The organism is uncultured Thiodictyon sp., from assembly GCF_903946935.1.
In the GTDB taxonomy this organism is placed as follows: domain Bacteria; phylum Pseudomonadota; class Gammaproteobacteria; order Chromatiales; family Chromatiaceae; genus Thiodictyon.
Genome location: NZ_CAJAXH010000216.1, coordinates 41,391 through 58,536, shown reverse-complemented (window position 1 = coordinate 58,536; position 17,146 = coordinate 41,391). Strand labels below are relative to the sequence as shown.

Below are 17,146 nucleotides of genomic sequence, written 5' to 3'. Positions count from 1 at the left end.
CTACACTGGCGTGAGCAACGTCGCCAGCGCGCCCCCCCGCTTGCCAGCAGTCTTCACCTCATACATCGCCTCGTCCGCGCGGCGCAGCAGGGCGGCGCCGTCCGGCCCATTCGCCGGGAACAGGCTGATACCGATGCTGGCCCCGATACCCACCGGACCATCGGGTAGCGCGATGGGCGCACAGATGGCCGCGAGCAGACGCTCGCCCAACGCCAGGACCCCGGAGTTCTCGGACACATCGCGCAGCAGGACCGCGAACGCGTCCCCGCCCAGCCGCGCCACGGTATCGGGGCGGCGCACCACCTCCAGCAGGCGCGCGGCCACCTGGCACAGCACCCGATCGCCGGCCGCGTGACCCCGGGTGTCGTTGATCCCCTTGAAACCGTCCAGGTCGATGAACAGTTCGAGCGCGTGCTGGCCATTGTTGGCGCTCTGGACCTCGAACCCGAGCCGGGCGATGAATTGATGGATGGCGATCAGCAGCACCGGGTCGTCGTCTACCACCAGGGCGCGGTAGGGCTGGTCGCGGGGGGCAATCAGCATGCCGCGTCGCCGCCCCCGGTCTCCCGCAACTGCGCAAGCGCCGGCAGGACGCGGCCGGTCTCGGTCTCCAGATCGGCCAGCAGGCCCGCTACCGCGGCCAGTTCGCCTGACTTGCCCAGCGACTCCAGTGCGCGGGCCAACCGGACCAGTTCGCGTGAGAAATAGGGGACGTACCACGATAACGCTCGGGACCTGTAAGCCTGCGGACAGGTCTTGCAATCATACCTCTGCGTGGTTGCAGGACCGGACCCTCGGGCCCGCTGGCGTCAGCCCTGAGGAGCGCGGCGTCGAACCCCGCGCCTGGCCCATTCGCGTGGACCGCCGCCGGTCTCAGATATGAACCGCCTCCCGCTCGATGTGGGGTCGCAACTCGGGGCGCGGGGCCTTCTCTGTGACCAGATCGACGGGGCGGCCCCGCAGGTCTTCGAGGTAGAACTGGACGCCAAAAAAACGCTCCGACGTGGCCGGTCCATTCGATCAAATCTCCAGGCGCGACGAGAGCCTAGCACGCAAGACCGGAGGCTGGACGCACCCCGATCCGCAGACCGATAGCGGATCGTGGCTGCGCCACCTAAAATCACGCTGCCATCGCCGCGACCGACGCTTCGAGTAAATTACACAGGGTACTGGCGCGCGCCCCGGTAAAATTCCCGTGCTGTCCGCCCGCGCATCGCCGCGAGGTCCCCGGGCGACATCGCCTGGACGGGGCAATACGTCAACGCGCCGCACGCTCACTGGGTTGTAAACTGCCTGTTCTGATGGTCGTTTTGACAATTGGGATCGCTCATGAAACTGCGGCTGCTCCTCGCCATCCTGCTGCCCTTCGCCGTCTGTGGCGTGCAATGGCTGCTCTGGGACTATCTCGATCCCTATGCCTGGTTCCTGTTCTTCCCGGCGGCCTACTTCAGCGCCTGGATCGGCGGGCTGTGGGGGGGGCTCGCCGGGACGACGATCGGCACCCTGCTTGTCTGGTATGTCTTCATGCCGCCGCCCAGCTCCTTCGCCCTGGATGCGCCGACCGCGACCTTCCCCATCCTGGTATTCCTGGTCATGGGCGCCTTGTTCGCGTTCTTCTTCGAGCGCCTGCGTCAGGCGCAAGCGCGTGGCGAAACCCGCTTCGAGGCCACCTTCGAGCAGGCCGCGGTCGGCATCGCGCTGGTGGCGCTGGACGGCAGTTGGCTGCGCGTCAACGGCAAGCTGTGCGAGATCGTCGGCTACGGCCATGACGAATTGCTGGAACGGACCTTTCAGGACATCACGTATCGGGACGACCTGGAACAAGACCTGGAGCATGTGCGCCGGTTGCTCGCGGGCGACATGACCACCTATGCGATGGAAAAGCGCTATCTGCGCAAGGACGGCAGCCTCGTCTGGGTTAAGCTCACCGTCGCCCTGGTGCGCAAGCCCGACGGATCGCCGGACTATTTCATTTCGGTGATCGAAGACATCCAGGCGCGCAAGGAGTCCGAGGCGGACGCCATCGCGAGCGAACAGCGCTACCGTGAGTTGGTGGAAAGCGCCAACAGCGCCATCCTGCGCTGGGCGCCCGACGGCCGGATCGCCTTTTTCAACACGTTTGCCCAGCGGCTATTCGGTTGGCGGGCCGAGGAGGCGATCGGCGAGGCCGTCAGCCTGCTGGTGCCCGCGCAGGACTCCAGCGGGGCGGACCTGACCGGTCTGGTCGAGGACATCGCGAACCACCCGGAGCGTTATCTCAACAACATCAATGAAAATATCTGCCGCGATGGCCGCCGCGTCTGGATGCATTGGACCAACCGGGCGCTGCGCGACGCGCACGGCGAGGTGGCCGGAATACTGGCCGTCGGCAACGACATCACCGAGCAGAAGCAGGCCGAGGAGGCGCTACGGCAGAAAAATGAGGAGCTTGAGCGCTTCAATCAGGCCGCGATCGGGCGCGAGCTACAGATGATCGCGCTGAAACGCCAGGTCAACGCGCTGTCGCGGCAACTGGGCCGGGAGCCGCCGTTCGACCTGTCCTTCGCGCAGACGGTTGAGCCCCCCGCCGGGAGTCCAGTGCCATGAGCGATGCCGGCGAACAACACGCGGCGATGCCGCTCAAGACCTTTCTGCATTGGCTGATCTGGTGGTGCATCCTGCCGCTGTTGTTGCTGGCGCTGTGGCTGGCCTACGACAGCCTGCGCACCGAGCAGGCCGAGCGCAATCGGGAGGCCGCGCGGTTGGCGCAGAACATCGCCACCGCGATCGACCAGCGCCTGGAGGCCCGCATACGCGCCCTGAACATGCTGGCGGTCTCCCCCTTGCTGGACGACCAGGCACGCTGGGGCGATCTCTACCAGGAGGCCCAGGGCTTCCGCGAGAGCTTCGGCAGCCATGTCATCCTCGCCGATGTCGGCGAGCCGATGCACATGCTATTCAATACCCGCTCGCCCTTCGGCGCCCCCTTGCCACTGCTGCCCCGACCCCAGGGCCACGCCGCCGCGCCCGCCGCGGTGGCAACGGGCAAGCCGGCGGTGGGCGACAGTTTTGTCGGTCCAGTGGCGCAGGAACCCCTGGTCGCCATCGCCGTGCCCGCGTTGCGCGAGGGCAAGCCCGCCTTCGTCCTGGTCACGACCTTTGAGACCAGCCAATTCCAGCGGCGCCTCGACCAAGTCGCGTTGCCCGCCGGCTGGGTGGTGAGCCTGCGCGACGGTCGCGGCGATGTCATCGCCCGCCGTACGCCGCCGGGCTTCGACGCGGCGCGCGAGGTGGACCCGGCCGGGCGCTTTGAGGTCCGCTCGGCGGTCTCACCCTGGTCCGTGACGGTGGAGGTCCCGCGCGCGGTTGCACGGGCGCCCCTGCTGGTGACCGGTACCGCCTTGGGGCTGGGACTCCTGGGGACCACGCTGGCGGGCGTGCTCGGCGGCCTGGCGGCCAGTCGGCGGCTGGCGCGCGCGGTGGCGACGCTGACGCGCGCTGCCGCGGACGCGGACGCGCGGGCGCCGGCCATCCTCGAGATCGCCGCCGCCCGGCGCCTGCTCGACGCCGCCTCGGCCGGCCTGCGCGAGAGCGAGGCGGGACTGCGACTCTGGGCCGAGTCGTTCGAACAGGCCCAGTTGGGACTCGTCATCACGGACGCCCGCAGCAACACCGTGACCGCGGTCAACCCCGCCTTTGCCCGTGAGCGTGGCTACGAGCGCGAGGAGATGGTTGGTATGCCGATCCGGCAACTCTTTCCCAGCGACCGCGCCGCCGAGGCGCGCGCCATGATCGCGACCCTGGATGCCACCTCCCATGGCGTCTTTGAAATGGAGCACATCGGCAAAGACGGTCGTCGCTACCCAGTGCTGCTCGATATCACCGTCATGCGCGATGCGCACGGGCAGCCCCTGAGCCGTATTGCCTTTGTTTTGGACCTCACCGAGCGCAAACGCGCCGAGCAGGCACTGACTGAGGCACACGCCGCCGCGCTCCAACAACAGCAGCGGGCACGGCTCGCCATCCTCAATCAGATGCAGGACGCCAATGCCGCCCTGGGCGAGGCGCAGACGGCGCTGGCCGCCCTGCGGGAGAGCGAGGCGCATGTCCGCCTGCTCAACCGCGATCTGGAGCAGCGTGTGGCGGAGCGCACCGCCGAGCTGTCCGAGGCGCGGCTGCGCGCGGAGGCGGCCAAGAGCGCCTTCCTCGCCAACATGAGCCACGAGATCCGCACGCCGATGAACGCCATCGTCGGGCTGACCCATCTGCTGCAACAATCGGGGCTGACGCAGGGGCAGCGCGAGCACCTGACCAAGATCAACGCGGCGGCCTATCACCTGCTGTCGATCATCAACGATATCCTCGACCTGTCCAAGATCGAGGCCGGTCGCATGCAGTTGGAGGAAACGGACTTTGCCCTGCAGGAGATCCTGGCACACGTCGACTCACTCATCGCCGAGTCGGCCCGGGCCAAGGGGCTGACGGTGGAGACGGATGGCGATGCCGTGCCGCTGTGGTTGCGCGGCGATCCGACCCGTTTGCGCCAGGCGTTACTCAACTTCGCCGGCAATGCGGTCAAGTTCACCGAGCAGGGTCGGATCGCCATCCGTGCCCGGTTAGAGCAGGAGGACGGCGAGCGGCTGCGGGTGCGCTTCGAGGTCGAGGACACCGGGATCGGAATCGCGCCGGACCAACTCGCCCGATTGTTCGATGCCTTCGAGCAGGCCGACCAGTCGACCACGCGCCGCTATGGCGGCACCGGGCTGGGGCTGGCCATCACGCGCCGGCTGGCACGTCTGATGGGTGGCGATGCGGGTGCCGTGAGCGAACCGGGCAAGGGCAGCCGCTTCTGGTTCACGGCCGAGCTTCGGCGCGGACAGGGCACCAAGACCGAGCCGGACACGGTGCGGGCCAAGGACGCCGCCGCCGAGCTCGCCCGCACCCGCGCCGGTGCGCGCATCCTGCTGGCCGAGGACAACGCGATCAATCAGGAAGTGGCCTGCGAGATCCTGCGCGCGGTGGGCCTCGCAATCGATGTCGCGGCCGATGGTCGCCAGGCGCTCGAGCAGGTGCGTACCCAAGACTACGACCTGATCCTGATGGACATGCAGATGCCGGAACTCAGTGGGATCGAGGCCACGCGGGCGATTCGCGCCCTGCCGGGCCGGGGTCAGGTGCCCATTCTGGCGATGACGGCCAATGCCTTCGATGAGGACCGGCGCAACTGTCTGGCCGCCGGTATGAACGACTTCATTGCCAAGCCGGTCGACCCAGACGTCCTGTATGCGGTGCTGTTGAAGTGGCTGCCGCCTGGCGGCCGCGCGGCCTTTGCTGCTGACGCGGCGGTCGCGGGCGCCGCGGCCAATACTCTGCACACGCGCCTCGCCGCGATCGATGGCCTGGATCTGACGCAAGGGTTGTCGATCACGAACAATCGCCTGGAGTTCTACGCGCACCTGTTGTCGCTGTTCCTGGAGCAACATACGGATGACCCCGAGCGCCTGCGTCAGTCGGTTCAAGACGGGGATACGGCGGCGATGCAAGGCATCGCCCACACGCTCAAGAGCGCGGCGGGTAACCTTGGGGTCAGCGATGTGCGCATACTGGCCGAGTCGGTGCTGGCGGCCTTACATCGACAGGGACCCGAAGCGCCCGCCCAGGCGCTGCGCCTCGCGGACGCGTTGGAGCACGTGCGAGGGAAGCTGCGTCATGCGCTGGAGAGCGGTTGCACCTTTGGTTCCGGATGACAATCCCCGCCGAGTCGGGCGGCTCTCGTTGCCACAGCGGCCGTTGTTCGGCCGCTCACAGCCTGACGATCCTTGCTCGCCGCGAAAGTGGGACCGCGTGACCGCGACCGGCGGCCTGCTGGCCGACTTGGCCGCTGTAATGGTGTCGCAGTTCCCGTCGCTTCCGGCCTTGCCGGTGCCTGCACCGTCACCAGTAGACAACTCGCTCGACCGATAACTACATCAAAGCCAAGGCCGCCATAGCCAACCCAGCAGCGCGGCCGCCACCACCGCCAGCACGACGGCGAGGATGATCAGGTCCTGCACCCAGATTGAGGAGGGTGAGACGTTCATGAGGCAATACCTTTTGGACGCAAACGGTCGTGTTACCAGGGGAGCCATCTGGGATCGGCTAGTACCCCATTGCACCCGCAGTCACCTGAAAACACGATGCTTCACAGGGCTCCGGTCAGCAAGGTGGCGTGCATAGGCGGAGGCCTTGCCACCGCGGCGGACGGGCGAGACTGGCCGGAGTCGGGGCACTGACGCCGGCACAGTGGGGGGAACTGTGCCGGCGTTAGGGCGCCGACTCCGGACGCAGTGGGGGGAACTGGGCGAGTTCGGCAGGTCGATCAAATACCGCGATAGAGCTGCGACGCGTTCTCGTTGAAGGCGCGGGCGATCATGTCGGCGACCGCCCGGTCTTGCTTGATGCTGTCGCGCGACGCCGGTTTGGACGGCCGCGCGGTCCGGGACTGCTGAGTGGTACGTGAGTCGCGGGAGTGGATTGGGTAGGTGTACATGGCTGATCTCCTGACGCTGTCTTGGCGTGATCGGGGCGCGGTTGATCGCGACCTTGGGCACAGCGTACGGGAGGGCGGTTAGACAACGCCTGAGCGTGACCTTCAGCAAACGGTCAGGTGTGGATGTACTGGGCGTTGACGTGTTGCTAGCCAGCGGCCGGTGTCGGAGCTCCGACCGCGGATCATCTCAGCGACCCGTCACGGCCAGGGGGCCGCTCCTAAGGGCGCACCCAAGCCCCCCCGGCCGCGCGGATGCGCTATGCTTCGGCGGTCGAGACTGCACAGACCTTGCATCGGGCGTTGCTGCAACCTTGCCTGGCGCCCAAGTCCATCCGCTCCGACCGCCGCAGGTAAGCCGCCATGCCTGACCCCAAAGAGACGATCCCGACCGCCGCCGCAGTTCCGGTCGCCGAGCCGGCGCCCCCGAAGACGGAGCGAGCGGCCGACCGCCCGCCCCCGCCACGCCGCCGCGAGGGCATCGAGCGCTCGTTGCTCGGCGCCCATATCCCCGAGACCATCGACCGGATGGTCAACGCCAACATCGCGCGCGCCACCGGCGGTATCTCCCCGGCGGTGCTGGCGATGGCCTATTTCGACTGGATGATTCACCTGGGTCTGGCGCCGGGCAAACAGGCGCTGTTGACCGAAAAGGCGGTGCGCAAGCTGGTGCGGTTGGCGCTCTATTCCGGCGACTCCTTGCATGACCACCAGACGCCGCCCTGTATCGAACCGCTGCCGCAGGATCGCCGGTTCGCCGGCGAGGACTGGCAGCAATGGCCCTATAACCTGATCTATCAGTCGTTCCTGCTCACCCAGCAATGGTGGCATAACGCCACCACCGACAACCGCGGGGTCAACCGGCAGGACGAGGCCATGGTCTCATTCGTGACACGGCAGATCCTCGATATGTTCTCGCCATCGAACTCGCCGCTCACCAATCCGGAAATACTCAAGGCCACCATGGCGGAAGGCGGCCAGAATCTGGTCCGCGGTTGGGCCAATCTCATGGCCGACATGAAGCGTCAGGCCGGCGGTCAAGCCCCGGACGACACCGCGCAGCAGTTTGTGGTCGGGCGCGATGTCGCCATCACGCCGGGGCAGGTCATCTTCCGCAACCATCTGATGGAGGTGATCCAGTACCAGCCGGCCAGTCAGCAAGTCTATGCCGAGCCGATCCTGATCGTGCCCGCCTGGATCATGAAATATTATATCCTCGACCTGTCGCCCCACAATTCCATGATCCGCTATCTGGTGGAGCAAGGGCACACGGTATTCACCATTTCATGGATCAATCCGACCCCGGAGGACCGCGACCTGGGCCTGGAGGATTACCGCAAGAGCGGCGTGATGGCGGCGCTGGATGCCGTCTCCGCGGTCCTGCCGGGACACCAGGTCCACACGGTGGGCTATTGCCTGGGCGGCACCCTGCTCGCCATCGCCGCGGCGGCCATGTCGCGCGACGGCGATTCCCGCATCAAGACACTGACCCTGCTCGCCGCCCAGACCGATTTCAGCGAGGCCGGCGAGCTGTTGTTGTTCATCAACGAGAGTCAAGTCGCCTTTCTGGAGGACATGATGTGGGATCAAGGCGGCCTGGACGCCGACCAGATGGCCGGTGCCTTCCAGTTGCTGCGCTCCAATGACCTGATCTGGTCGCGACTGGTGCATGACTATCTGCTCGGTCAGCGTCAATCGCAGAACGACCTGATGGCCTGGAATGCCGATCCGACCCGCCTGCCCTTCCGCATGCATTCGGAATATCTGCGCCAGCTCTTCCTCGATAACGCACTGGCCAGCGGCCATTACAAGGTCAATGACCGCCCGATCGCCATCACCGATATCCGCGCGCCGATCTTCGCCGTCGCCACCGAGCGGGATCATGTCGCGCCCTGGCGTTCGGTCTATAAGATCAATCTCTTGACGGACGCCGACGAGGTGGCCTTCCTGTTGACCAGCGGCGGTCACAATGCCGGTATCGTCAGCGAGCCCGGGCATGCCCGGCGCCGCTATCAGATGGCCCATCGCAGCGAGCGGGATTGCTATATCGATCCCGATACCTGGCAGGCGACGACCCCCACCCAGAGCGGCTCCTGGTGGCCGGCCTGGCAGCGGTGGCTCACCGAACACTCGGCCGAGCAGCGCGTGGCGCCACCCGCGCTGGGGGCGCCCGACCAGGGCCTCTATCCACTCTGCGCGGCACCGGGGACCTATGTGTTGGGCACCTGAGAACGGCAGGCGCAAGCAATAGCATGCTATCGCTGGCACTCTTATTGTTAGGCATCGGGTTATTGCTGACCGGCATCAATCTACTGTCGGATTCACTCAAGCGCATTGGTGGCCCCCGGTTTTTCCACCTGGCGGCGCGGTATATGTCGCCGCGCTGGAAGGCGCTTTTACTGGGACTCGGCGCCGGTGCGGCACTGCAGAGTACATCGGCGGCGATGTTCACGCTGGCGAGCCTCATTTCGGTCGGTAGCGTGAGCGCGAGTCAGGCGATTTCCATCCTGACCGGTTTCAGCGTCGGCAATTGTCTCATACCTTTTCTGGTTTCCTTCAAGATCCGGACGGCGGTCTTTTTTCTGGTCGGCGTGTCGTCCATCCTGCTCTATTTCAGTAAAGACGAGCGGCTGCGCAACATCCTGAGCGTCGCGTTCGGACTTGGGCTGATCTTTCTGGGCATCGAGATGATGTTGGATGGCGTGCGCCCATTGCGCGCGGAGCCCTGGTTCGTGCGGGTCCTGGCCGTGGCCGGTGAGTGGCATGGACTGAACATCTTCGTGGGCGTCCTGCTGGGATTCATCGTGCAATCCTCGACCGCCGTCGTGGTGGTGGCGATCGGCCTGGCCAAGGGCGGTATTCTGACGAGCGAGGAGGTCTTACTGGTCACCTATGGCGCCGCGCTGGGCTCGACCGCCTTCAAGGCGTTGCTCGGTGCCGCGCTCACCGGATCGGCCCGTCAACTGGTTCGGTTCGTGAATCTCTTCAATGTCACCGGTGCGGCGCTTTTCATCCTCTTGTATTATATTGAACTTTACCTGCATATCCCGCTGGTCATGGCCGCGATCGCCCGGCTCAGCCCGGATCCCGCACTGCAGGCGGCCTGGGCGTTTTTGTTATTGAACCTGAGCGCGGCGCTGATTTATATCGTCATTCACGATCCGATTGCCGCGTTACTCGCTCGCCAATTCCCGCCCACCGCGGACGAGTCCTCGATCGTCGTTGCGGCGACCCCGGGGTCGACGTCCAAGGGGCCTCGATCATAATCCCGGCCAGCGGCGTGCGTAGTCAGGGCTTCCAGCCCTGACGGTGTCAGGCCAAGATGGCCTGACTACGCACCGGGCGAACCCAAGTGGCCGGAATCTTGATCGAGGCCGTCCAAGGCTTCAGTCTTGGCTGGAGAAGACCAAGGCTTAAAGCCTTGGACTCCAGAAGTTGGCCGCTGGCCGGAACCATGATCCTAAACCCGGGAATTGCTCACGCCAAGGCGCCAAGCTCGCCAAGAAATACAATCGGGTAGAGCCACTATCCAGATCACCCTCCGGGTGAATGGCGCAACGCTCATAACGCACTGAAAAGCCTTGGCGAGCTTGGCGCCTTGGCGTGACAACTGCTCTTTCTAGGATGATCAACGCCCTATCACCGCTGGCAGCGTCTCACCGACGCTGTAACGACGACTCAACCCGCAGGGAGCCACTCCTGCGCAAGGATATCTGCCACTGCCCAAGGGCACTGGTCAGGAAACCCGCCCATGCCGGTCTCATTGATGGCGAGCGTGACCGCATCGGCCCAAATCGCCTCTTGCCACTCGGGATCGGCAAGCTTGGGCTTCAGGCTGGGGACCTGTTTCAGATGAAAGGCGAGCGCCCGCCGTTGCTCTTTGATGGTGCGCTGCCAACTGGCGCTTTGGCGTCCCGGCTGATACTGCCATTTCAGCAGGTGGGCAATCAAGACCGCCATGCGGGTGGCGAGTTCCCGTTGTTCGCTCTTGCCCACGTCCTCTATTTCCTCGGCAATGTGCTCAAGGTCGAGTTGGTCGAAGTGTCCCGCACGGATCAAGCGTGCCTGCTCATTCGACCAGGCAACCACGTCTGTTTCGTATCTGGCGGCCGTCATGCTGATCACCGATGAACGGATAGAAAGGTCAACCGGCCGTGCCGGCTCTGGCTGCGATCTTATGCCCGGCGCGGGTGACGGGCAAGCGGGGGGCGCTGTCGCCCGACGCTGGGGGTCGGGTAAGCCAGGTCGGTGCTGCGCACATTGGCATTTGCTGATATTCTGGCGACGGCCTGGGGCGCGCTTCCCGGTGCCGAGTGCCCGATCTGTCACCAGCAGGTTTGAGGAGCCCGTCTCATGACCATGATCCAGAACGATCACGAACTGCGCGATGCCCTCCAGTCGCTCACCGCCGAGCAACAGCGGCGGCTCGGCGCCCGCTTCGCCCAGGGCGTTGCGCACCTCTGCAACGACGAGCGCGTCAACCGCGCCATCGCGACTGCACTGCGCGAGGACCCCACCGCGGGTGAGCTCGAAGACGCCTTCAAGGCCGCCCGGGGCTATGCGATCAGGACCTACACCCAGTGCGGCAAGGACACGGATTGGTTGGCTCAGGCCGATCACTTCGTCGCCGCCGCCGCCACCGCCGCCCTGGCGCCCGAGTCGACACCGGAGACGCCCCCAGCGGACAACAAGACCGAGCGGCAGAACCGCGCCTGGCGGGCCGCGGTGCAGGCACGCATGGCGATCAATTGCGCAATGATGGAATCCGATGAGTTGACCGAAGAGAGCGAGGTCGGGCGTCAGTATGCCATCGCGAATGCGTTTTTCGCTCAGGGTTAATTATTTCAAAATCATAGAGTTGCCTGTTGGCCACCGCCGTCGGCGGCCAGCATCTCGTCGTAGATGGCCCAGGCGGCGGCCGCGTCTTGGGCGCTGACGCACTCGATGGCGTAGCCCAGTTGGACGACCACATGGTCGCCGACGGCCGGCAGCGCGTGCTGGAGCATGAACAGGTTGACCTCACGCTCGGCGCCCTTGGCGGTACAGCGGGCAAGGAAGCCGTCGATCGACTGGATCTGCATTGGGATGCCGAGACACACGATAAGAACACTCCGAACCCTGGCATAGCGCTACAGATTAGGCGCCGGGGCCGCGCGGGGCAAGGCAGGACTTGCCTCGCGACCAACATTGTTGACGACTCGAGCGGCCCGATGACCCAGACCACCCTGATCCTTGGACTCGGCAACGTGCTGCTGACCGATGACGGCGCTGGACCCACGGTGGTGGCGCGACTGGAGTCCGAGACCGACCCCGCCGCCCCGCTGCGCTTCATCGACGGCGGGACCCTGAGCTTTACCCTGGCCCCGCCCATCGAGGCGTGCGACCGCCTGATCGTGGTCGACGCCGCCGCCATGGGCGAGGCCCCCGGCCGCGTGCGGGTCTTCGAGGGCGAGGCGATGGACCGCCAGGTGAGTCGGCCCGCCACCAGCGTACACGAGGTCAGCCTGGCCGACCTGATGGACATGGTGCGGCTCACCGAGCGCCTGCCCGCGCGCCGCGCACTGATCGGCATCGAGCCCGCGGTGATCGACTGGGGCGACGGACTCAGCCCGGCGGTCGCTGCGGCGGTCCCGGTAGCCATGGCGCAGGTGCGCACACTGCTCACACGTTGGGATGCGCAAGACGGCGCCCAACGCTGACCCCATAAAACCGCTCGCGTCCAGAAAAAAGCGCTAATATTCCCAAGCATTCGACGACCGCCTGACGCTGGCGCCGGGCAACCGTCCTGATCAGCCTGATTGAGGGGGGACCATGTCAGTCAAAGATACGAGTCTGGGTGAGCGACTGCGCGAGCACGGCATCTCGCGACGCAGTTTCCTCAACTATTGCGCAGCCATCGCCTCGCTCATGGCGCTGCCGCCGGGCGCGGTCCCGGCCATTGCGGCGGCCCTGGAGGCGGCGCGCCGCCCCAGCGTGATCTGGCTCTCCTTCCAGGAATGCACCGGCTGCACCGAGTCACTGACCCGGAGCCATTCCCCGACCATCGAGGACCTGATCCTGGGGACGATCTCGCTCGACTATCACCACACCCTCCAGGCCGCCGCCGGCACCGCCGCCGAGGCCGCCCGCGAACAGGCGATGCAGGAGAACCACGGCAAGTATCTGTTGATCGTCGATGGCTCGCTGCCGGGCGCAGACTCCAACCCCGGCTATTCCACCATCGCCGGCGTCAGCAACTACGCCATGTTGATGGAGGCCGTCCAGGGGGCGGCGGCGGTGGTCGCGGTCGGCACCTGCGCCGCCTTCGGGGGCCTGCCGGGCGCCGACCCCAATCCCACCGGGGCGGTTTCGGTGATGGACGTGGTGAAGGACAAGCCGGTGGTCAATGTCTCCGGCTGCCCGCCCGTGCCCATGGTGATCACCGGCGTACTCGTGCATTACCTGACCTTCGGCCGGCTGCCGGAACTGGACCAATACCACCGCCCGCTGGCCTTCTTCGGCCAGTCCATCCACGACCGCTGTTATCGCCGCCCCTTCTATGACAAGGGCCTGTTCGCCGAGACCTTCGACGACGCGGGCGCGCGCGCCGGCTGGTGTCTGTACCGGCTGGGTTGCAAGGGCCCCAGCACCTACAACGCCTGCGCCACTATGCGCTGGAACTCGGGCACCAGTTGGCCGATCGAGGCCGGGCACCCCTGCCTGGGCTGCTCCGAACCCCATTTCTGGGACGCCGGCGGCTTCTATACGCCGCTGTCGGTGCCGACCGGCGTGCCCAAGCAGGCCCTGCTGGCGGCCGGCGCGGCCGGTGCCGCGATCGGCGGCGTGGTGGCGACCAAGGCCAAGCAACGGGTCAGGGCCGACGCGGCCGACCGCCAGCCCGTTACGGTCGACGAATTGGAGCAAAAACTATGATCGACCCGATGGACTTTTTGTTGCTCACCAAGGGCCCGCTGTTCACCTTAGCGATCGGCATCTGTGCCTTGGGGCTGGCCGCGCGCCTCCTGGAGATCCTGGTCATGGGGCGCAAGCACAACTACTCGGAACCCCGCGCGGGTGAATGGCTGCCGGGCCTGCGCACCGTCCTCAGCCGCACCATCGCGGACCCGGGTACCATCAAGCGCGCACCCTTCAACGTGGTGGTGGGGTGGCTCTGGCACCTCGGGTTCATCGTGACGTTGCTGTTCTTCATCCCACACATCGCGCTGATCAAGAGCCTGTTAGGCCTGTCCTGGCCGGGTCTGCCCAACCCGGCGGTCGATCTGATCACCGCCGTCACCCTGGTCGCCCTGGTCGCGACCCTGGTCCATCGCCTCACCCACCCGGTGAAGCGGCGCATCAGCACGGTGGAGGACTATCTGCTGTGGGCGGTGGTCTTCCTGGTGGCGCTCTCCGGCTACCTGGCCTACAACCGGATCGTCACCCCCTATCCGCTGGCACTGGGCCTGCACATCCTGTGCGCCGAGGTGCTGCTGATCGTTCTACCCTTCACCAAGCTCACGCACATCTTCACTGCATTTATCGCGCGTTGGTACAACGGGGCCAGCTTCGGCCGCCGGGGAGTCCAATCATGAGTGACTTCACCCTTGAACGCGGCCTGGCCGCCTTCCGGGCCGAGATCGACGGGCCCGTCGCCGCCTTCTTTTCCAGTTGCGTCCACTGCGGCATCTGCGCCCAGTCCTGCCCCTTCTACCTGGAAACCGGCGATCCCAAGTACACGCCCATCCTCAAGCTGGAACCCCTGCGCCGCATCTGGGCCGCCGAGTTCACCCTGATGGGCCGGCTCAAGGGCCTGCTGGGGCTCAACAAAAAGGTCACGGATGAGATGCTGACGCAATGGGAAGAGCTGATCTATGACTCCTGCTCCATGTGCGGACGCTGCTCGCTGGTCTGCCCGGTGGGCAACGACATCCAGGCGATGGTGCGCAAGTCGCGCGAAGGCATGGTCGCCTCCGGCCACGCGCCCGAAGGGCTGATCGGCGCCGCGGTACGGGCGGTCCAGACCGGCAGCCCGATGGGGCTCCAGTGGAAGACGCTCCAGGTCCAGATCAACCATGTCGAGACCAGCACTGGGCTGACGGTACCGATCGACCAGGCCGGCGTGGACTATCTGGTGATGCTCTCCTCCATGGAGGTCATCAACTTCCCCGAGTATCTGGAGGCCATTACACGCATCTTCGACCACGCCGGGGTCGCCTGGACCCTGAGCACCCAGTGCTTCGAGGCGACCAACGCCGGCATCCAGATCGGCAACAAGGACGTGGCGGCGATCCTGGTGCAGCGGGTGGTGGACGCGGCCATCGCGCTCGGGGTGAAAAACGTCATCAGCCCCGAGTGCGGTCACGCCTACACCGCCATCCGCTGGGAGGGTCCGAACCTGATCGGCAAATCCTACCCGTTCAAGGTCTTCCACATCGTCGAGGTGCTGGACCAACTGCGCGCCGCGGGCCGCATCAAGACCGCGGGCAAGGAACTGGACCGGCTGTCCATGCACGACCCCTGCAACCTGGCGCGCAAGAGCGGCGTCATCGACGAGCAGCGCCACCTGATCGACCTGGTGGCCGAGAACTTTGTCGAGTTGAAGGAGCACGGCCGCTTCCAGTGGTGTTGTGGCGCGGGCGGCGGGGTGAGTTCCAACGAGCGGGCGGAGGGGCTCAAACTCGCCGCCTTCAAGCGTAAGAAGGCGCAGATCGAGGAGGTGGAACCGGCGCGGATGGTGACCATCTGCGCCTCCTGCCGGACCCAGCTCGAGGAGGGTCTGGAGCACTTCAACATGGACATCCCGGTGATCGGTCTCACCGAGTTGATCGCCGAGCACCTGGTCGATAAAGAAGAGAGTCCATCATGAGCGAACGCCTCGTCGTCGACCCCATCACCCGTATCGAGGGCCACCTGCGCATCGAGGTCGAGATGGCGGGCGCCCAGATCGCGCAGGCCTACAGCTCAGGCACCATGGTGCGCGGCATCGAGACCATCCTCAGGGGCCGCGACCCGCGCAACGCCTGGGCCTTCGCCCAGCGCATCTGCGGGGTCTGCACCCTGGTACACGGCCTGGCCTCGGTGCGCGCGGTGGAGGACGCGCTGCTGATCGAGCTGCCGGCCAGTGCCCAGTTGATCCGCAATCTGATGATCGGCGCCCAGTTTATCCACGACCATGTGATGCACTTCTACCACCTGCATGCGCTCGACTGGGTGGACGTGGTGAGCGGCTTGAGCGCAAGCCCGGAGGCCACCTCCACCCTCGCGCAGTCCATCAGCCCCTGGCCCAAGTCCTCCCCCGGCTATTTCCGGGATGTGCAGAAGCGCCTCAAGGGCTTCGTCGACTCCGGCCAGCTCGGCATCTTCGCCAACGGCTATTGGGGCCACCCGGCCTACAAGCTGCCGCCCGCGGCCAACCTGATGGCCGTCGCCCACTATCTGGAGGCGCTGGCCTGGCAGCGCGACGCGGCGCGCCTGCACGCCATCTTCGGCGGCAAGAACCCCCACCCCAACTTCGTCGTGGGCGGCGTGGCCTGCCCCATCGATCTCAATTCGGACTCGGCCATCAACGCCAAGAAGCTTGCCGAGGTGCAGACCGTCATCGCCGCCATGCAGCAGTTCGTGGATCAGGTCTATGTGCCGGATACACTCGCCATCGCCAGCTTCTACCCGGAGTGGTTCCAGCGCGGCGAGGGGCTCGGCAACTTCCTCTGCTATGGCGACCTGCCCGCCACCGGGACCATGGACCCGGCGGGCTTCCTGTTCCCGCGCGGGGTGATCTTGAACCGCGATCTCAGCACCATCCACGAGGTGGACCTGCACGACGACTCCCAAATCCAGGAATTCGTCTCCCACTCCTGGTACGACTACCAGGGCGGCAAGGACGCGGGTCTGCACCCCTACGCCGGCGAGACCACGCTCGACTACGACGGGCGCGGCGGGGTCAAACCGCCCTACTCCCAACTCGACGTCACCGACGGCTATACCTGGCTCAAGGCCCCGCGCTGGAAGGGCCACGCGATGGAGGTCGGACCGCTCGCGCGGGTGCTCATGCTCTATGCCACCGGCCATGCCCAGACCAAGGAGCTTGTCGATTCGACATTATCGACCCTCAAGCTCGAACCCCGTGCGCTGTTCTCCACCCTGGGGCGCACCGCCGCCCGCACCCTGGAGACCAAGATTCTGGTCGACGCCATGCAGGGCTGGTATGACGCACTCATCGCCAACATCAAGGCGGGCGATGACCGCACCTTCAACGAGGGGCGCTGGGACCCCGCCACCTGGCCGAACGATGCCCGCGGCGCCGGCTTCATGGAGGCCCCGCGCGGCGCACTGGGTCATTGGATCGTCATCAAGGAGGGCCTGATCGAGAACTACCAGGCGGTGGTCCCCTCCACCTGGAACGCCGGCCCCCGCGACCCCGCCAACCAGCCTGGCGCCTACGAGGCCGCGCTGGCGGACAATCACCAACTGGCCGATGCGAAACAGCCGCTGGAGATCCTGCGCACCATCCACTCATTCGACCCCTGCATCGCCTGCGCGGTCCATCTGGCCGATCCCGACAGTGGGGAGCGGATCGAGATCAAGGTGACCTGATCTCGCGAGAGTAGCCCTCGTTACCAAGCTCCGCTTGGTAACGCCAGTCCCGGAGGCTCCCGCTTCCCG

The 17,146-nt window shown here is 65.9% G+C and carries 15 protein-coding genes; 10 read left to right on the top strand and 5 right to left on the bottom strand.

All coding sequences use genetic code 11. From position 1 onward, the window contains the following. Window positions 1-543, bottom strand: coding sequence for a GGDEF domain-containing protein (locus QZX93_RS18830; RefSeq protein ID WP_295385727.1), 543 nt, complete (start codon window positions 541-543; stop codon window positions 1-3). Beyond that, window positions 537-683: a hypothetical protein gene (locus QZX93_RS18825; RefSeq protein ID WP_295385725.1), complete on the bottom strand. Its 147-nt coding sequence runs from the start codon at window positions 681-683 to the stop codon at window positions 537-539. The genes QZX93_RS18830 and QZX93_RS18825 overlap by 7 nt, the downstream gene beginning before the upstream one ends. Window positions 684-1,329: 646 nt before the next feature. On the opposite strand from QZX93_RS18825, the gene QZX93_RS18815 reads away from it, so the two are divergent. After that, window positions 1,330-2,586 (top strand): PAS domain S-box protein, encoded by a 1,257-nt coding sequence (locus tag QZX93_RS18815; RefSeq protein WP_295385723.1) that lies wholly within the window; start codon window positions 1,330-1,332, stop codon window positions 2,584-2,586. After that, window positions 2,583-5,726: an ATP-binding protein gene (locus tag QZX93_RS18810; protein WP_295385720.1), complete on the top strand. Its 3,144-nt coding sequence runs from the start codon at window positions 2,583-2,585 to the stop codon at window positions 5,724-5,726. The genes QZX93_RS18815 and QZX93_RS18810 overlap by 4 nt, the downstream gene beginning before the upstream one ends. Window positions 5,727-6,337: 611 nt before the next feature. Here the strand turns inward: QZX93_RS18810 and QZX93_RS18805 are convergent. Then, window positions 6,338-6,508, bottom strand: coding sequence for a hypothetical protein (locus QZX93_RS18805; RefSeq protein WP_295385718.1), 171 nt, complete (start codon window positions 6,506-6,508; stop codon window positions 6,338-6,340). Between the two features lie 360 nt (window positions 6,509-6,868). On the opposite strand from QZX93_RS18805, the gene QZX93_RS18800 reads away from it, so the two are divergent. Next, window positions 6,869-8,734 carry an alpha/beta fold hydrolase gene (locus QZX93_RS18800; RefSeq protein ID WP_295385716.1) on the top strand — a complete coding sequence of 622 codons (1,866 nt, stop codon included), beginning with the start codon at window positions 6,869-6,871 and terminating at the stop codon, window positions 8,732-8,734. 23 nt (window positions 8,735-8,757) lie between these two features. Then, window positions 8,758-9,771 (top strand): Na/Pi symporter, encoded by a 1,014-nt coding sequence (locus QZX93_RS18795; RefSeq protein ID WP_295385714.1) that lies wholly within the window; start codon window positions 8,758-8,760, stop codon window positions 9,769-9,771. A 412-nt stretch (window positions 9,772-10,183) separates the two neighbouring features. On the opposite strand, the gene QZX93_RS18790 is transcribed toward QZX93_RS18795, so the two are convergent. After that, a complete protein-coding gene (locus QZX93_RS18790; RefSeq protein WP_295385712.1) occupies window positions 10,184-10,621 on the bottom strand; it encodes a DUF29 domain-containing protein in 438 nt (145 codons plus the stop codon). Window positions 10,622-10,858: 237 nt separating this feature from the next. On the opposite strand from QZX93_RS18790, the gene QZX93_RS18785 reads away from it, so the two are divergent. After that, on the top strand, window positions 10,859-11,344 hold the full coding sequence (locus QZX93_RS18785) for a hypothetical protein (protein ID WP_295385710.1): 486 nt from the start codon (window positions 10,859-10,861) through the stop codon (window positions 11,342-11,344). A gap of 11 nt (window positions 11,345-11,355) precedes the next feature. Here QZX93_RS18785 and QZX93_RS18780 read toward each other — a convergent pair whose 3' ends face one another. Continuing rightward, complete coding sequence (locus tag QZX93_RS18780; protein WP_295385708.1) at window positions 11,356-11,604, bottom strand: HypC/HybG/HupF family hydrogenase formation chaperone; 249 nt, start codon at window positions 11,602-11,604, stop codon at window positions 11,356-11,358. Window positions 11,605-11,715: 111 nt separating this feature from the next. On the opposite strand from QZX93_RS18780, the gene QZX93_RS18775 reads away from it, so the two are divergent. From QZX93_RS18775 to QZX93_RS18755, 5 genes are all read left to right on the top strand, one after another. Next, complete coding sequence (locus QZX93_RS18775) at window positions 11,716-12,204, top strand: HyaD/HybD family hydrogenase maturation endopeptidase (RefSeq protein WP_295385706.1); 489 nt, start codon at window positions 11,716-11,718, stop codon at window positions 12,202-12,204. A gap of 112 nt (window positions 12,205-12,316) precedes the next feature. Next, window positions 12,317-13,417, top strand: a complete 1,101-nt coding sequence (locus QZX93_RS18770) for a hydrogenase small subunit (protein ID WP_295385704.1) — start codon at window positions 12,317-12,319, stop codon at window positions 13,415-13,417. Further along, window positions 13,414-14,076 carry a hypothetical protein gene (locus QZX93_RS18765; RefSeq protein ID WP_295385702.1) on the top strand — a complete coding sequence of 221 codons (663 nt, stop codon included), beginning with the start codon at window positions 13,414-13,416 and terminating at the stop codon, window positions 14,074-14,076. Before QZX93_RS18770 ends, QZX93_RS18765 begins: the two co-directional genes overlap by 4 nt. Beyond that, window positions 14,073-15,350 (top strand): (Fe-S)-binding protein, encoded by a 1,278-nt coding sequence (locus tag QZX93_RS18760; protein ID WP_295385700.1) that lies wholly within the window; start codon window positions 14,073-14,075, stop codon window positions 15,348-15,350. Before QZX93_RS18765 ends, QZX93_RS18760 begins: the two co-directional genes overlap by 4 nt. Continuing rightward, window positions 15,347-17,077 (top strand): nickel-dependent hydrogenase large subunit, encoded by a 1,731-nt coding sequence (locus QZX93_RS18755; protein ID WP_295385697.1) that lies wholly within the window; start codon window positions 15,347-15,349, stop codon window positions 17,075-17,077. The genes QZX93_RS18760 and QZX93_RS18755 overlap by 4 nt, the downstream gene beginning before the upstream one ends. Window positions 17,078-17,146 lie beyond the last annotated feature (69 nt).

What these genes read in the sequence shown, in the direction of transcription:
- QZX93_RS18830 (WP_295385727.1), bottom strand. Translation starts at nt 543, where the DNA reads ATGCTGATTGCCCCCCGCGACCAGCCCTACCGCGCCCTGGTGGTAGAC.
- QZX93_RS18815 (WP_295385723.1), top strand. Translation starts at nt 1,330, where the DNA reads ATGAAACTGCGGCTGCTCCTCGCCATCCTGCTGCCCTTCGCCGTCTGT.
- QZX93_RS18810 (WP_295385720.1), top strand. Translation starts at nt 2,583, where the DNA reads ATGAGCGATGCCGGCGAACAACACGCGGCGATGCCGCTCAAGACCTTT.
- QZX93_RS18805 (WP_295385718.1), bottom strand. Translation starts at nt 6,508, where the DNA reads ATGTACACCTACCCAATCCACTCCCGCGACTCACGTACCACTCAGCAG.
- QZX93_RS18800 (WP_295385716.1), top strand. Translation starts at nt 6,869, where the DNA reads ATGCCTGACCCCAAAGAGACGATCCCGACCGCCGCCGCAGTTCCGGTC.
- QZX93_RS18795 (WP_295385714.1), top strand. Translation starts at nt 8,758, where the DNA reads ATGCTATCGCTGGCACTCTTATTGTTAGGCATCGGGTTATTGCTGACC.
- QZX93_RS18790 (WP_295385712.1), bottom strand. Translation starts at nt 10,621, where the DNA reads ATGACGGCCGCCAGATACGAAACAGACGTGGTTGCCTGGTCGAATGAG.
- QZX93_RS18785 (WP_295385710.1), top strand. Translation starts at nt 10,859, where the DNA reads ATGACCATGATCCAGAACGATCACGAACTGCGCGATGCCCTCCAGTCG.
- QZX93_RS18775 (WP_295385706.1), top strand. Translation starts at nt 11,716, where the DNA reads ATGACCCAGACCACCCTGATCCTTGGACTCGGCAACGTGCTGCTGACC.
- QZX93_RS18770 (WP_295385704.1), top strand. Translation starts at nt 12,317, where the DNA reads ATGTCAGTCAAAGATACGAGTCTGGGTGAGCGACTGCGCGAGCACGGC.
- QZX93_RS18765 (WP_295385702.1), top strand. Translation starts at nt 13,414, where the DNA reads ATGATCGACCCGATGGACTTTTTGTTGCTCACCAAGGGCCCGCTGTTC.
- QZX93_RS18760 (WP_295385700.1), top strand. Translation starts at nt 14,073, where the DNA reads ATGAGTGACTTCACCCTTGAACGCGGCCTGGCCGCCTTCCGGGCCGAG.
- QZX93_RS18755 (WP_295385697.1), top strand. Translation starts at nt 15,347, where the DNA reads ATGAGCGAACGCCTCGTCGTCGACCCCATCACCCGTATCGAGGGCCAC.